The organism is Rhodococcus sp. NPDC057014, from assembly GCF_042673295.1.
GTDB lineage: Bacteria > Actinomycetota > Actinomycetes > Mycobacteriales > Mycobacteriaceae > Rhodococcus_F.
The window spans coordinates 1-14,591 of the sequence record NZ_JBHUSF010000232.1 but is presented as its reverse complement, the minus strand read 5'-3'; the positions used below and the strand labels follow the sequence as shown (position 1 = coordinate 14,591).

Genomic DNA, 14,591 nt, shown 5'->3' with positions numbered 1-14,591 from the left:
TCGAGGCGGATGCGGTCGAGCAGTGGGCGCGTCAGGCGGGCAGAAGCCGGTTGGCGCCGGAGATCATCGCGCGCAGAGTCGATTCCGTGTGGGACTCACCGATCCCCATCGCCCAGAGCCGGGTGCCCGCGCTCTCGCAGTGCAGGAAGGTGGCGGTGCGGTGCCCGATCTCGTGCTGATGGAAGGACAGGATCTCCATCGCGCACCCCGCGTCGTACAGCATCGAGGTCATGGCGGCGACCGGGCCGGGCGCGCTCGCACCGGTCTTGCAGATCGATTCGCCGATGCCGAGGGTGGCTTCGAAATCCCACATTCCGGGTCCGGTCTTCGTTTCCGACCAGCTGCCCAGGCGGAACGGGCCGTTGGACGGCGCGTAGACGGCGTCGAACGCGTTCCAGGTCATCCCGGCGGCCTCGGTGCGGAGTTCCGACGGCAGCGACTTGCCGTGGCACGCGGCGAACGGGTCGGCGGCCGGCGTGGACGAGGGAAAGGTCGAAGCGAAAGAAGGGTTGGCGCTCATTCTCGCGGTCTTCCTGAAAGAAGGGAGGACCAACGCGTAGCTCAACGACCCGCAGCGAGGGGTCGGTCCGTGTCAGACCCCGCTACGGCGGAGAACTACGAGGATGCGCTGCATGGAGGACACTGTAAGCGACAACCGTCCGACGAGACAACCCCGGTGCGTGCGGTAGTGCCGGCGACGGTCGGGTGACGAAATCGTTACCCCTGCTTCTGGAACGTGAGGAATTCCTCATGTATCGTCGAACTTGCCATCCACCCCCCGATGGCAATGAGCCCCAGCCATGACCCCCCATCCAAGGCTGGGGCTCAGTCTTGTTCCGGGCACCTCACCGACCGTCGCCTTCGGACATATCGCCCGCCGATCCGCGGGCACCGCCTCCCTGACACTTGACCCGTACCAGTGCGCGGCACTGGTCTCCCGGTGGGGCGCCTGCTCCTCACGCCCGCGCCCGCCCCGGACCGGGACCGCGACGATCATTCCGAGTGGGCCCCGAATTACGACTGACGGCAGATGTTCTACTTAGGTCATGCCGACTTGGGGATGGTTCGTGATCGCGGTGGGACACGTCTACGTCGCGGTTCTGGTCTCGTCGCGGTCCTGCCGTGGCGGCTCGCACACCCCACCCGACCTGCATCCCGCATCGACGTGGCGGCAACTCGACGACGCCACCCGGGGCGAAGTGACGTGCCTCCTGGACCGGGGCCGGACCACCGAGGCGATCAAGCTTCTCGTCGCGCGGGACGGAATCGGCGCGCGGCACGCGAAAGCCACGGTCGAGTACGGCCGCACCGTTGCGGCGATCGGTCTGCTGCGGGACAGTACGGGGATGACGGTTCGGGAAGCGAAGGACGCGGTGGATCAGCTGTGACTGTCGAAATCGACCCGGCGGGAATCTGGGATTCCGAAGCGATCGCCGACGTCGCCGCGGCGACGTTCCCCCTCGCGTGCCCGCCCGGGGCGACGCAGGACGACATCGCCACGTTCATCGACGACGTGCTGTCCGCCGAACGGTTCTCCGAGTACCTCACCGACCCCGACCGCACCGTTCTCAAGGTCACGCACGGCGGGGCGATCGTCGGCTACGCGATGCTGATCGACGGGGAACCCGCCGACCCGGACGTCGGCCGGGTCGTGACCCTGCGGCCGACCACCGAGATCAGCAAGCTGTACGTGCTGCCCGGCAATCACGGGACCGGTGTCGCGTCCGCCCTGATGGATGCGATCGTCGACCGCGCGGTCGCGGCCGGGTGTGCCGGGTTGTGGCTGGGCGTGAACCAGGAGAACGTGCGCGCCCAGCGCTTCTACGCGAAGCACGGATTCACGCAGGTCGGAACGAAGACGTTCCTCGTCGGCACCCAGCTGCACCACGATTTCGTGATGCAGCGGGCGCTGTAGCGAGCCGGGTCAGCTCGCCGCGACCTCGAAACGCGAGAGCGCCAGCAGGCGCGACGTGGCACGCAGGTACTTCTTCCGGTACCCGCCGGCCAGCATCTCGGGGGTGAAGATCGCGTCGAGCTTGGCCCCCGCCACGGTGACCGGGATGCTCGCGTCGTAGAGGCGGTCGGCGAGGACCACCAGCCGCAGCGCGACCGACTGGTCCTCCGCGGGGTGAACCCCGTCCAGGAACACGGCCGGGATGCCCTCGACCAGCTTGTTGTATCGGGACGGGTGCAGCGTGCTGAGGTGCTTGCACAGCGCGTCGAAGTCGTCGAGGGTGGCGCCGGGGATGCTGTCGGCACGCTCGGCGAGCTCCTCCGAGGAGATCGGGTCCGGGGCGGGCGGCAGGTCGCGGTGTCGGTAGTCGGGTCCGTCGACGCGGATCGTCTCGAAGATGGAGCCGAGCTTCTTGATCTCGCGGAGGAAGTCCTGCGCGGCGAACCGGCCCTCACCGAGCTGGCCGGGCAGCGTATTCGACGTCGCCACGATGGACACGCCGCGTGCCGACAACTCCGACAGCAGGCGGGAGACCAGCATGGTGTCGCCCGGGTCGTCGAGTTCGAATTCGTCGATGCAGAGGACGCTGTGGTCGGACAGCTGCTCGACGGCCTTGTTGAAGCCGAGGGCGCCGACGACGTGCGTCAGCTCCACGAACGTGCCGAACGCCTTGGGCGACGGGACGCTGTGGAAGATCGAGGCCAGGAGGTGGGTCTTGCCGACGCCGAAGCCGCCGTCGAGGTAGAGACCGGCCCCGGTGGCCGGCGTCTTCTTCCCGAACAGACCGCGTCGACCGCCGCTGCGGATCTTCACGACCTTCTTCGCGAACTCCTCCGCCTTCTGGACCGCGACGGCCTGGCTGGGTTCTGCGGGATCGGGAATGTACGACGCGAAGCTCACCTCGTCGAACATGGCCGGGGGCACCATCTGAGCTACCAACTGATCAGCGGGGACCACGGGGCTGCGATCGACAAGACGTGCATGCATACAAGCAGGGTATCCACGTGCTGTGATCACCAACATGCACCGTGTACATATTGCGACATTTTTCACACCGGACCGTCCGCCCGCCCGGGAGGAGTCCAGCGAATCGACCGCGAACGCGTTGCGTGAGTTGTACGCATATCCGCCGGGGACGCCGCGGCCGTGGATCCGCGTCAACTTCGTGAGCAGCATCGACGGCGCCGTCTCCGTCGACGGGGTCAGCGGGGCGCTCGGCACCCCCGCGGACGCACTGGTCTTCGCGACGCTGCGGGAACTGGCCGACGTCGTGCTGGTCGGGGCCGGAACCGTGCGGGCGGAGAACTACGGCGGGGTGCGCATCGGCGCCGAGGGACGGCGGCGGCGGGTGGCAGCGGGGATGCCGGAGGTCCCGCCGATCGCCGTCGTGTCCGCCCGCGCCCACCTCGACCCGCGGGCCCGCCTGTTCACGGACACCGAGGTGGCCCCGATCGTCGTCACGTGCGCCGACGCCGACCCCGTCAGGATCCGTGCCCTCGCCGACGCGGGCGCCCGGATCGTCACGGCCGGCGACGGGCAGATCACCAGCGAAGGACTGCTCGCGGCGCTGGACGACGTCGGTCACCGGCGGGTGCTCTGTGAGGGCGGCCCGAGCCTGTTCGGGCAGCTGATCGCGGACGACGCCGTCGACGAGGTCTGCCTGACCACGGCGCCGGTGCTCGCCGGCGGAGCCGCCGGTCGCGTCGCCACCGCACCGAGTGCCCGGATCACCGCGATGACTCCCGCGCACATCCTCACCGACACCGACGGCACCGTCCTCACCCGATGGGTGCGGCTGCCCCGCCCGTAGGGGAACCTGGCAGGGTGGTCGCCATGCGCAGATCGGTGTTGCTCGCAATGGTTCTCGTGGTGTGCACCGCGTGCGGGGCCGGACCGTCCAACCGCCCGCACGTGGCGGTGGAGCGCGAGGGCGGCGGCAGCGAACCCACCGCGACCGAGACCGAGAACCCCGACGCCGCCCCGCCCGTGTTGCAGACCCCGAAGAGCGACCTGGCATGGACCGACTGCACGCAGAGCACTCTCGGCGCCCTCGGCCCGGGCACGACACCCCCGGCCGGGCTCATCTTCGAATGCGGCTCCTACGAGGCGGCCGTCGACGAGGGCGGCACCCTACCCGGGACCTTCACGATGGGCGCGATGCGGGCGCGGCTCGCGAACACCCCCGAGAACGCGGCCCCGCTCGTGCTCACATCGGGATCGGACCGGTCGTCGACCGCGACGCTCGCAGCGCTGAGCACCGGCGGCCTGACGTCGCTGCTGTCGACGCGTCCGGTGGTCGCAGTGGACCGCCGCGGGATCGCCGCCTCGCAGGAGATCGAGTGCCTCACCCCGGAGCTCCGCAGCAGCCTGGCGAATCTCGGGCAGTTCGACCCGGGGACGGGTGACCAGGTCGACAAGGTGACCGCGCTGGGCCGCGACGCCACCATCGCGTGTACCGACTACCTGCAGCCGCAGGAACTCGCGTTCGACAGCACCCATGCCGCCGACGACATCGAGGAACTGCGCCGCACCTGGGACGTCGACGCGCTCGGCATCCTCGCCACCGGCAACGGCAGCGCCGTCGCGCTCAGCTACGCCGCCAAGTACCCCGGCCGGGTCGGCCGGCTCGTCCTCGACTCCCCCGCCGTCACCACCGTGGACGCCGCGACCGTCACGGAGCAGCAGGTGGCGGGTCAGGAGGCGGCGTTCGACGCGTTCGCCCGCCAGTGCACCGCCCTGAACTGCTCCCTCGGCGCCGATCCCCGCGCGGCGGTGACGGACGCCGTCACCCGCGCCGCGAACGGGCAGATCCCGCAGGTGTCCGCGAACGCCCTCCTCACCGCGGTGTCCGGGTCGCTCGCGGCGGCGGGCGGCGACCAGCAGGGCCGCGTCCGCGCCCTGTCGGATGCGGTCTCCGCCGCCCTCGCCGGGAACACGGCGCCGATCCTCGCGGCGGTCGCGCAGGCCGAGGCCGCCTACGAGAGCGACGGCCAGTTCATCACCCGCTGCACGGACGGCCAGCAGTGGCCCGCCCCGGACCGGGTCCGCGAACTGCAGAAGCTGTGGGGCGAACGATTCCCGCTGTTCGGCCCGAACGCCGCCGTCGGCCTGCTCACCTGCACGTCCTGGCCCGCGACCGCGCCCCCCGCCCTGCCCGGCGAGCTGACGCTGCCGGTCCTGGTGCTCAGCGGCACTGCCGACCCGGTCGTCGGGAACGCCGGGGTGGGGACGGTGACGGGGGCCGTGTCGAGCGCGGGCGCCGCGACGGCGACGCTGACGTGGCACGGCAGCGGCCACCCCGCCACCCATTCGGACTGCGCGCAGAAGTCGATCGTCACCTACGTCACGGACGGGAAGCTGCCGCCGGACGGCAGCGCCTGCCCCGCCTAGCGGAGGTGTTCCGCCCGACACCCACAGGGGGTGCGTGACCGCACGTCAGGGCATCTCGGTGTACCGTGCCGTGGTGTTCCTTCGACAACTCGAACCGCGCACCGGGCGGACTGCCAACGAGGTAATCAACTTCGCGCTGTGGCCGATCGCCGTCATGACCGTGCTGCATCGAGTGGTCGTCAAGGCGGTCAACGGGTACATCACCGACGACTTCCGGCCGGTCTACAACGCTGCGCTGGCCTTCCTGAACGGGCGACCCGTCTACACCGCCAACTTCAACTGGGTCGACCCGCACTACCTGTATCCGCCGTCCGGAACACTGCTGATGGCGCCGATCGCGGTGATCGACCCCGAGAAGTCCCGCTGGCTGTTCATCATCGCCAACGCGATCGCCATCGTGATCGCCCTGTACCTGCTGCTGCGGCTGTTCGGCCTGGGACTGAACTCGATCGCGGCCCCGATCCTGCTGCTCGCCACGTTCTCGTCCGAGACCGTCACCAACACCCTGGTCTTCACCAACATCAACGGCCTCGTCCTGCTCGGCGAGATCGCGTTCCTGGTGTTGCTCATGAAGCGCAGGGACATGTGGTCCGGTGTCGCCATCGGGTTGACGTTCGCGGTCAAACCGATCCTCGCCCCACTCCTGCTACTGCCACTGGTGCGCGGACAGTGGAAGGTGTTCGTCACCGCGATCGGCATCCCCCTGATCCTCACCGCCGTCGCGTGGCCGCTGTCCGCGGATCCGATGGACTTCGTGCACCACACGGTGCCGTACCTGATGGAGTCGCGCGACTACTTCAACAGCGCGATCGTCGGCAACGGCAAGTACTACGGCTTGCCCACCGGCATGATCTGGGCGCTGCGCGGCGTCTTCGCCGCCATCGTGCTCTCGTCCCTGTGGCTGCTCCACCGCTTCTACCGCCACGACGAACTGTTCTTCGTCGTCACCACGTCCGGTGTTCTGCTGACCGCGTCGTGGCTGCTCGGCTCGCTGGGCCAGATGTACTACTCGATGATGCTGTTCCCGCTCCTGATGTCGGTGGTGCTGAAGAATTCGGTGATGCGGAACTGGCCGGCGTGGCTGGCCGTGTACGGCTTCATGAGCTACGACAGCTGGCTGTCGAGCCGGTTCGTCGAGGCCGGCCGGACCGCCGAGTACATGAAGACCACGCTGGGGTGGAGTCTGATGCTCCTCGTCATCTTCGGTGTGCTCACCGTCCGCTACGTCACGGCGCGACGCGAAGGCCGCCTCGATCGGGGCATCGATCCGGCATTCCTGCTCGAACCGCAGATGGCCCCCAAGTCTGCGCGGGAGCCGGAACCGGACGAGCAGCCGCAGGTCGAGTCGGCCGCCGCCAAGACGTAGCCCGGTCACGCACCGGGCGTCACGGCCGGAATCGGCGAAACGTATTAGCGTGGAGCCATGAGTTCGCAGCAGCAGGATCCCACGCAGTCCGCCCCGAAGGTTGCTCTCTCCGACAGCGAGTGGCGCGAGAAACTGACTCCCGAGGAGTACGCGGTGCTGCGCCAGGCCGGCACCGAGCGACCCTTCGTCGGCGAGTACACCGACACGAAGACGGAAGGCGTCTACCACTGCCGGGCCTGTGGCGCCGAACTGTTCCGCAGCACCGAGAAGTTCGAATCCCACTGCGGGTGGCCGTCGTTCTTCGACCCGTCCGACTCGGACGCCGTCGTCCTCCGCGAGGACACCTCGCTGGGCATGCGCCGCGTCGAGGTGGTCTGCGCGACGTGCCACAGCCACCTCGGCCACGTCTTCGAGGGCGAGGGCTACCCCACCCCCACCGATCAGCGGTACTGCATCAATTCGATCTCGCTGGTTCTGGAACCCGCCGGCGAATGATCGCGGGCGGATCGAACGCCCGGATCGGCGGCAGCTCGCCGTCGTAGCGTTCGATCTGCACGAGCACGTGCTGGCCCGTGCAGCCGTGGGCGAGTGATGACGTCCCCACGTCCGGGGTCAGCACATTCGGGTTCCCGTGCACGCAGAGCGAATCCGGGTCGGTCGCGTCGAGCGGGTCGTACCAGGCCCCCGTCGACAGCTGCACCACCCCGCGGCGGACACCCTCGTCCATCACCACCCCGGCGAGGCAGGCGCCGCGGTCGTTGAACACCCGGACGACGTCGCCGCCGGTCAGTCCGCGGTCGGCGGCGTCGCCGGGATGAATGCGCAGCGGTTCGCGGCCCCGGATCTTCGACTGCTGGCTGGTGCCGCCGTGATCGAGTTGGCTGTGCAGACGGGTGCGTGGCTGGTTGGCGATCAGATGCAGCGGGAACTGCCGGGCCCGCGCGCCGCCGAGCCATTCCTCCGGCTCGTACCAACGGGGGTGCCCGGCGCAGTCGTCGTAGCCGAATCCGTCGATGTCCTCGGAGAAGATCTCGATCCGCCCGCTCGGGGTACCGAGCGGGAACTTCACCGGATCCGCCCGGAAGTCGCCGAACAGGATCAGGTCGTCCTCGGTCCGCATCCGCACGTGGCCCTGCGTCCAGAAGTCGTCGAAACTCGGCGCCGGTCCGCCGTCCGCGCGGACGAAGTCCCGCCACTGCCCGTACAGGTGCTCGAGCCACTGCCCCGACGTGCGGCCCTCGGTGAACTTCTCGCCGACGCCCAGCTTCCGGGCGACGGCGGCGAACGTGTCGTAGTCGTCCTGGGCGTCGGCGTACGGCGTCACCGCGGCGTGCATGGCGACGAGCAGCGGATCGTTGCGGGTGCAGCTGATGTCGGCCCGCTCGAGCGACGTGGTGGACGGGACGACGATGTCGGCGTGCCGGGCCATCGGCGTCCAGTAGGGGTCGTGGACCACGATCGTGTCGGGCCGGGCCAGTGCGCGGCGCAGACGCGGAATGTCCTGATGGTGGTGGAACGGGTTGCCGCCGGCCCAGTACAGCATCTTGATGTCCGGGTACGTCAGCCGCTGACCGTCGTAGTCGAACGGGGCGCCCGGGTTCAGGAGCATGTCCGAGACCGCGGCCACGGGGATGAAGTCGCGGACCGGGTTCAGACCCTGCGGAAGGGTGGGCAGCGGGTACGGGACCGGGGCGAGCCCGGGCTCGTTCATGGAACCGTAGCCGTGACCGAAACCTCCACCGGGAAGACCGATCTGGCCCAGCATCGCGGCGAGGGTGACCCCCATCCACGGGGCCTGCTCGCCGTGCCGGACCCGCTGCAGCGACCAGGTGACGGTCACCATCGTGCGGCCCGACGCCATCCGCCGGGCGAGGGCCACCAGGTCCGGGGCGGCGATGCCGGAGATCTGCTCCGCCCAGGCCGGCGACTTCGGGACACCGTCGGAGCGTCCGAGGAGGTAGTCCTCGAAGCGGTCGTAGCCGACGCAGTGGCCGGCGAGGAACGCCGTGTCGTGCAGGCCCTCCGTCGCGAGAACGTACGCGAGGGCCAGCATGATCGCGACATCGGTGCCGGGCACCGGCGCATGCCGTTCGGCGACGCCGTGCATGTCGTCGCTCAACGGACTGAACGACACAACGGATCCGCCGCGCCGCCGCAGGGCGTCGAGGGCATCGCGGGTGGGGTGGTCGCTGGTGCCGCCGTGATTGACGCCGGTGTTCTTGAGGGGGACGCCGCCGAAGCACACCATGACGTCGGTGTGCTCGGCGATGAGCCTCCAGGACGTGGAGCGGGCGAACATCTTCCAGTGCGTGCCCACCACCCGCGGCATGACGACGCCCGTCGCGCCCAGCGAATAGCTGTGCACCGAACGGGTGTAACCGCCGAGGGTGTTCAGGAACCGGTGGACCTGGCTCTGCGCGTGGTGGAACCGGCCCGCGCTGGCCCACCCGTACGAACCGCCGTAGATCGCGCTGTTGCCGTGGGTGTCGACCACCCTGCGCAGTTCGTTCGCCAGCCGCTGGGTCAGCTCTTCCCAGTCCACCGGCACGAACTCGTCGGAGCCGCGGGAAGTGCTCGGTCCCGGGCCGTTCTCGAGCCACCCGCGGCGCACCACCGGGCCGGTGATCCGGGCCTTGGTGCGGACCGACCCGGCGAGGTTGCCCAGCACCGGTGACGGGTCGGCGTCACCGGTGTACGGGTGCACGGCGACGACGTCGCCGTCGGCGACTTCGGCCTCGAACATGCCCCAGTGCGACATGTGCTGGTAGCGGGGCGCCCTGCGGGCCCCGTCGGCGTCACTCATCTCTCGGGTGTCAGATCACGGCAGAGCCGCGACGAGCTTCTCCACATCCACGCGCGGGCCGGTGAAGAACGGCACCTCCTCGCGGACGTGCAGCCGGGCCTCGGTCGCGCGCAGGTCGCGCATGAGGTCGACGATGCGGTACAGCTCGGGCGCCTCGAACGCGAGGATCCACTCGTAGTCGCCGAGCGCGAACGAGGGCACGGTGTTGGCGCGCACGTCCTTGTAGGTGCGGGCCGCCATGCCGTGGTCGGCGAGCATCTTCCGGCGCTCGTCGTCGGGCAGCAGGTACCACTCGTAGGAGCGGACGAACGGGTACACGCAGATGTAGTTGCCCGGATCCTCGCCCGCCAGGAACGCCGGGATGTGGCTCTTGTTGAACTCGGCCGGACGGTGGCACGCGACGTTGCTCCACACGGGCTTGCTCGCACGACCCAGCGCGGTGGTGCGGCGGAAGTCGGCGTACGTGGCCTGCAGTGCCTCGATGCTCGCCGAGTGCGTCCAGATCATGAAGTCGGCGTCGGCGCGCAGCCCCGCCACGTCGTAGAGCCCGCGCACCACGACACCCTTCTCGGCCTGACCTTCGAAGAAGATCCGCGCCTCCTTGATCACAGCTTCCCGGTCGTCCCCGAGTACGCCGGGTTCCACCTGGAACACCGAGAACATGAGGTAGCGGATTTCAGAGTTCAATGCGTCGAAGTCGAGGCGTGCCATGGGTCTATCGTGCCACTCGCCCGGAGAGCCGTGCAGCCGCCGTCGTCGCAGCGGCCACGCACGCGGGTACACCCACCCCCCGCAGGAGCGCCCCGGACACCTCGACACCGTCCAGACCTGCGACTTCCTGCTCGATCACCGCCACCCGCTCGAGGTGGCCGGGACCGTACTGTGGCAGTCCGCCGTGCCAGCGCTCGACGTGCGCGGCGACGGGCTCGGCGGACACCCCGGCGACGGTCGCGAGGTCGCGCCGGGCCGCGGCGATCAGCTCGTCGTCGGGTGCGTCGACGACGGCGGCGTCACCGAACCGTCCGAACGACGCCCGCACGAGGGTGACCTCCCGCTCGGCGAGGTGCGGCCACTTGCGGCTCGACAGGGTGAACGCCTTCGCGCCGAGCGGCGTGTCGGTGGCGACGAGGATCCCGGAGTTCTGCGGGACGTCGGTGCCGGCGGGCAGCGCCAGCGCGACGACGGCCGAGGAGGCCAGCGGGATGTCGGCGGCGGCCGCCGACGCGCGGGGTGCGATACCGGCGAGCAGTTCGGCGAGCTGCGGGGCGGGCACGGCGAGCACGACGCCGTCCACCCGGCCCACCGGGTCCGCCGACCAGCCGTCGCCGTCGCGGCCGAGCGCGCGTACTCGCTCGTGCACGATCTCCGCGCCCGCGGCGACCATGAGGGCGCGCAGCAGGACGCCGTAGCCGTCGCGCAGCGCCCCGAACACCGGTCCCGCGGCGGGTGGGGGAAGCGCCTCCGCCACGGCCGCGGACAGGCTCGTGGCACCGCGGTCGAGGGCGGCCGCGAGGGTGGGGAGCGCGGCGCGGACACCGATGGTGTCCGCCAGCCCCGAATAGACCCCTCCGAGAAGCGGATCCACCGACCGCCGGACCACCTGCGCGCCGAACCGGTCGCCGACCAGCGCACCGACGGCGAGATCGGAGCCCGGCGTCCAGTCGAGGGGCACCGCCCGCTCCCCCGCCACCCGCGCGAGGGTCCGGTCGTCGACGAGCCCGCGGAGACTGTTCTCGTCGGCGGGGATCCCCATGAGGGTGTCCGCGGGCAGCGGGTGCAGAGCGTTCTCGGACCAGATGAGCGGACGCAGTCCCGCCGGATGCACCAGCTGGTCGGCGAGGCCGAGTTCGCCGAGCAGGGCCGGCAGTTCCGGGCGCCGCGCGATGAAGGCTTCCGCCCCGACGTCGACGGGTTCCCCGGCCAGATCCACCGTGCGCAGCTTGCCCCCGAGCCGCCCCGCGCCGTCGGCGACGACGATCCGGGCACCGGCGCCGAGCCGTTGCCGCAAGCGGTACGCGGCCACGAGCCCGGAGATGCCGCCGCCGACGACGAGAACGTTCGGCGACGACCCGGTCACAGCGAGTGCACCAACTCGACCAGCGCGGTCAGCGCGCCCGGGTCGGTGTCGGGCAGGACGCCGTGCCCGAGGTTGAAGATGTGCCCCGTGGCGCCTGCGGCGAGCGCGGCGTCGGCCTCCGCAGTGATGCGGCGCACCTGCTTCTCGACGGCCGCCGGTCCCGCGAACAGCACCGCGGGGTCGAGGTTGCCCTGCAGCGCCTTGCCCGGGCCGACCCGGCGCGCCGCGACGTCCAGGGGGATGCGCCAGTCGACACCGACCACGTCCGCGCCCGCCTCGCCCATCGCGCCGAGCAGCTCACCCGTTCCGACACCGAAGTGGATCCGCGGCACCTTCGCGCTCTCCACCTCGGCGAACACCCGCTCCGAGTGCGGCAGCACGAATTCGCGGTACTCGGCCAACGACAACGCACCCGCCCACGAGTCGAACAGCTGGATCGCGTCGACGCCGGCGCGCAACTGCGCCTGCAGGAACGTGATGGTGGTGTCGGCCAGGGTGCCGAGCAGCGCGTGCCACGTCTTCGGGTCGGAGTGCATCAGCGCCTTCGTGCGCTCGTGGTTGCGGCTCGGTCCGCCCTCGACCAGGTACGACGCGAGGGTGAACGGGGCGCCGGCGAAACCGATCAGCGGTGTCGACCCGAGTTCCGCGGTGAGCAGCTGCACGGCCTGCGCGACCGCGCCGACCTCCTCGGGCACGAGCCGGGGTAGGGCGGCGACGTCCGCGATCGAGCGGACCGGATTTGCGACGACGGGGCCGGTGCCGGCCACGATGTCCAGATCGATGCCGGCCGCCTTGAGCGGCACCACGATGTCGGAGAACAGGATCGCGGCGTCGACCCCGTGCCTGCGCACGGGCTGCATGGTGATCTCGCAGACCAGTGCCGGATCGAAGCACGACTCGAGCATGCCGATCCCCGACCGGATCTCGCGGTACTCGGGAAGCGAGCGGCCCGCCTGCCGCATGAACCACACCGGGCGCCGGCCGGGAGCGCGGCCTTCCGCGGCCGCCAGGAGGGGCGCGTCGGGGAGCACCCGCCTCGCGGCGTACGTCGCCCGTTCGCTCATGCCTGCATTGGTGCTTTCCAACCCGCTCATCGGTCCTCGCGCTCTCTGCCTGCTCGAATTTCGGCAGCTCTCATGCTGCCATGCCGCGGCTCCGCCGCCGATCGGCCCTGCTCGGCGCGCCTCCGACGAGATGCGTGGGTCCGGGTCTAACGTCCCGGGCTGTGACGACTTCGGGATCGCCCGCCGAACCGGCCGAGTTCCGCGCCGCCGTCGAAGCGATGAATTCCGCGCAGGTCCGCGCGGACATCGAGCTGGGTCCCATCCGGCCCCCGCAACGACTCGCGCCGTTCAGCTACGCCGTCGGCGCCGAGGTCGTGCACGAGGACACCGGGGTCGTCGCCGAGCAGAGCGAGGGTGACGCGTTCGGCAGATTGATCCTCCTGTTCGACCCCGAGGGCGACGAGGCCTGGAACGGCACGATGCGGCTCGTCGCCTACATCCAGGCCGACCTGGACGCGGCCGTGGCGTCCGACCCCCTGCTTCCCGAGGTGGCGTGGAGCTGGCTCGTCGACGCGCTGGAGTCGCGCCACGAACCCCTCAACGCGCTCGGCGGGACGGTGACCGCGACGACGTCGGTGCGGTACGGCGACATCGCCGGTCCCCCGCATGCGCATCAGCTGGAGCTGCGCGCGTCGTGGACGGCGACGTCGGTCGAGCTGGCCGCGCACGTCGAGGCGTTCTGCGAGGTGCTGGCGTACGCGGCCGGTCTGCCGCCCGCCGGGGTGGCGCAGCTGAAGACGCTCGGCGGCAAGTAGGTCAGGCCGATTCCGTGCCCGCCGCGGGCACGTCGGTGGTGGCGCTGCGCGACCATTCCAGGAACCGCCCGACCGCCTGCGTGACCGAGATGCTGCGGATCGAGGGGAACACGTCGAACGCGTGCTGCGCGCCCTTCAGTTCCGCGTAGACGACGGGGTTGTCGGACACCTGCCGGAGTTCGTCGACGAAGATCCGCGCCTCGGCGACGGGAATGAGCGAATCGCTCGTGCCGTGGATCACGAAGAACGGCGGTGCATCCGCCCGGAGGTGCGCGAGCGGCGACGCGGCCCGGTAGTCGTCGGGGAACATGGCGTTCTTGCCGAGCACCATGGGCATCAGTCCGGAGTGCACACGCTGGAGGACGGCCTTGATTCCGGTGTCGCCGGCGAAGTCGTAGACGCCGTAGTAGGGCACACACGCCTGGACCGCCGTGTCGACGTCCTCGAATCCGGGCTGCAGCCGGCTGTCGTTCGCGGTGAGACCGACCATGGCGGCGAGGTGGCCGCCCGCGGAACCTCCGGTGACGGCGATGAAGTCGGGGTTGCCGCCGTACTCGTCGACGTGCTCCCGGAGCCAGGCCAGGGCGCGCTTGATCGCGATCAGGTGTTCCGGCCATGTCGCCTTCGGCGACAGCGGGTAGTTGACGGCCGCGCACACCCACCCGCGTGAGGCCATCTCGAGCATCAGCGGCAGACCCTGCTGGTCCTTGTTCCCGATCACCCAGCCGCCGCCGTGGATCTGGAGGAGGACCGGGCTCTTCGACGGCAGATCCTGCCGGTGGTAGATGTCGAGGCGGGCCCGGCGCCCGCCCGGCCCGTACGCGAGGTTGCGGACCCGGGTGACGGCCTTGTTCCGCATCCAGAACGGGTTGAGGAGTTGCCGCCACACCGGTCGCCCGGGACGGTCGATGGCGTGGTCGCGGTCGGTGTAGTTCTCCCCGAGCGTCTCGACGAGCGCGGATTCGGCTTCGGCTCCGGCGCCCCGGCCGGTCGCGATGACGGCGGCGAGCCCGGCGGCGGAGGCGACGGCCAGCGCGAGGCCGACGCGGTCGCTGCGGGTCCGCGTTCCGTGACGGGCGGTGTGCTGGGCGGCGTCGGCGGCGGTCACGGCGAGGAGGTGGGGTGCGAGTTCGGTGGTCAGCCACCCCGAGAAAAAGGCGACCCCCGAGGTGGGCGCGCCGG

14 protein-coding genes are annotated in these 14,591 nt (G+C 70.4%); 7 read left to right on the top strand and 7 right to left on the bottom strand.

The window, feature by feature from the left end:
• Positions 1 to 31: 31 nt before the first annotated feature.
• On the bottom strand, positions 32 to 520 hold the full coding sequence (locus tag ACFTZB_RS32375) for a 2-isopropylmalate synthase (RefSeq protein WP_378437850.1): 489 nt from the start codon (positions 518 to 520) through the stop codon (positions 32 to 34).
• 526 nt (positions 521 to 1,046) lie between these two features.
• Here ACFTZB_RS32375 and ACFTZB_RS32370 point away from each other — a divergent pair.
• Positions 1,047 to 1,388 carry a hypothetical protein gene (locus tag ACFTZB_RS32370; RefSeq protein ID WP_378437848.1) on the top strand — a complete coding sequence of 114 codons (342 nt, stop codon included), beginning with the start codon at positions 1,047 to 1,049 and terminating at the stop codon, positions 1,386 to 1,388.
• Positions 1,385 to 1,915: a GNAT family N-acetyltransferase gene (locus ACFTZB_RS32365; protein ID WP_378437846.1), complete on the top strand. Its 531-nt coding sequence runs from the start codon at positions 1,385 to 1,387 to the stop codon at positions 1,913 to 1,915. The genes ACFTZB_RS32370 and ACFTZB_RS32365 overlap by 4 nt, the downstream gene beginning before the upstream one ends.
• A gap of 9 nt (positions 1,916 to 1,924) precedes the next feature.
• On the opposite strand, the gene zapE is transcribed toward ACFTZB_RS32365, so the two are convergent.
• Positions 1,925 to 2,941, bottom strand: a complete 1,017-nt coding sequence (zapE, locus tag ACFTZB_RS32360; protein WP_378437844.1) for a cell division protein ZapE — start codon at positions 2,939 to 2,941, stop codon at positions 1,925 to 1,927.
• Positions 2,942 to 2,975: 34 nt separating this feature from the next.
• Here zapE and ACFTZB_RS32355 point away from each other — a divergent pair, with 34 nt between their 5' ends.
• Genes ACFTZB_RS32355 through msrB form a run of 4 tightly spaced genes read left to right on the top strand, consistent with a single transcriptional unit; the run spans position 2,976 to position 7,205 of the window.
• On the top strand, positions 2,976 to 3,764 hold the full coding sequence (locus tag ACFTZB_RS32355; protein ID WP_378437854.1) for a pyrimidine reductase family protein: 789 nt from the start codon (positions 2,976 to 2,978) through the stop codon (positions 3,762 to 3,764).
• 23 nt (positions 3,765 to 3,787) lie between these two features.
• Positions 3,788 to 5,344, top strand: coding sequence for an alpha/beta hydrolase (locus ACFTZB_RS32350; protein WP_378437842.1), 1,557 nt, complete (start codon positions 3,788 to 3,790; stop codon positions 5,342 to 5,344).
• 34 nt (positions 5,345 to 5,378) lie between these two features.
• A complete protein-coding gene (locus ACFTZB_RS32345; RefSeq protein ID WP_378437840.1) occupies positions 5,379 to 6,710 on the top strand; it encodes a glycosyltransferase family 87 protein in 1,332 nt (443 codons plus the stop codon).
• A 57-nt stretch (positions 6,711 to 6,767) separates the two neighbouring features.
• Positions 6,768 to 7,205, top strand: a complete 438-nt coding sequence (gene msrB, locus ACFTZB_RS32340; RefSeq protein ID WP_378437838.1) for a peptide-methionine (R)-S-oxide reductase MsrB — start codon at positions 6,768 to 6,770, stop codon at positions 7,203 to 7,205.
• On the opposite strand, the gene ACFTZB_RS32335 is transcribed toward msrB, so the two are convergent.
• Genes ACFTZB_RS32335 through hemE form a run of 4 tightly spaced genes read right to left on the bottom strand, consistent with a single transcriptional unit; the run spans position 7,165 to position 12,654 of the window.
• Positions 7,165 to 9,513, bottom strand: a complete 2,349-nt coding sequence (locus tag ACFTZB_RS32335; protein ID WP_378437836.1) for a molybdopterin-dependent oxidoreductase — start codon at positions 9,511 to 9,513, stop codon at positions 7,165 to 7,167. The genes msrB and ACFTZB_RS32335 overlap by 41 nt on opposite strands.
• Before the next feature lie 15 nt (positions 9,514 to 9,528).
• Positions 9,529 to 10,224 (bottom strand): hydrogen peroxide-dependent heme synthase, encoded by a 696-nt coding sequence (gene hemQ / locus ACFTZB_RS32330; RefSeq protein ID WP_378437834.1) that lies wholly within the window; start codon positions 10,222 to 10,224, stop codon positions 9,529 to 9,531.
• Positions 10,225 to 10,228: 4 nt separating this feature from the next.
• Positions 10,229 to 11,590, bottom strand: a complete 1,362-nt coding sequence (locus ACFTZB_RS32325; protein ID WP_378437832.1) for a protoporphyrinogen oxidase — start codon at positions 11,588 to 11,590, stop codon at positions 10,229 to 10,231.
• Entirely contained in the window at positions 11,587 to 12,654 is a 1,068-nt protein-coding gene (gene hemE, locus ACFTZB_RS32320) for a uroporphyrinogen decarboxylase (RefSeq protein WP_378437852.1), read from the bottom strand. The genes ACFTZB_RS32325 and hemE overlap by 4 nt, the downstream gene beginning before the upstream one ends.
• 161 nt (positions 12,655 to 12,815) lie before the next feature.
• Between hemE and ACFTZB_RS32315 the strand changes: the two genes are divergently transcribed.
• Positions 12,816 to 13,409 carry a DUF3000 domain-containing protein gene (locus ACFTZB_RS32315; protein ID WP_072942294.1) on the top strand — a complete coding sequence of 198 codons (594 nt, stop codon included), beginning with the start codon at positions 12,816 to 12,818 and terminating at the stop codon, positions 13,407 to 13,409.
• 1 nt (position 13,410) lies between these two features.
• Here the strand turns inward: ACFTZB_RS32315 and ACFTZB_RS32310 are convergent.
• Positions 13,411 to 14,591: alpha/beta hydrolase fold domain-containing protein (locus tag ACFTZB_RS32310; protein WP_378437830.1), on the bottom strand; the 1,181-nt coding region annotated here is incomplete at its 5' end.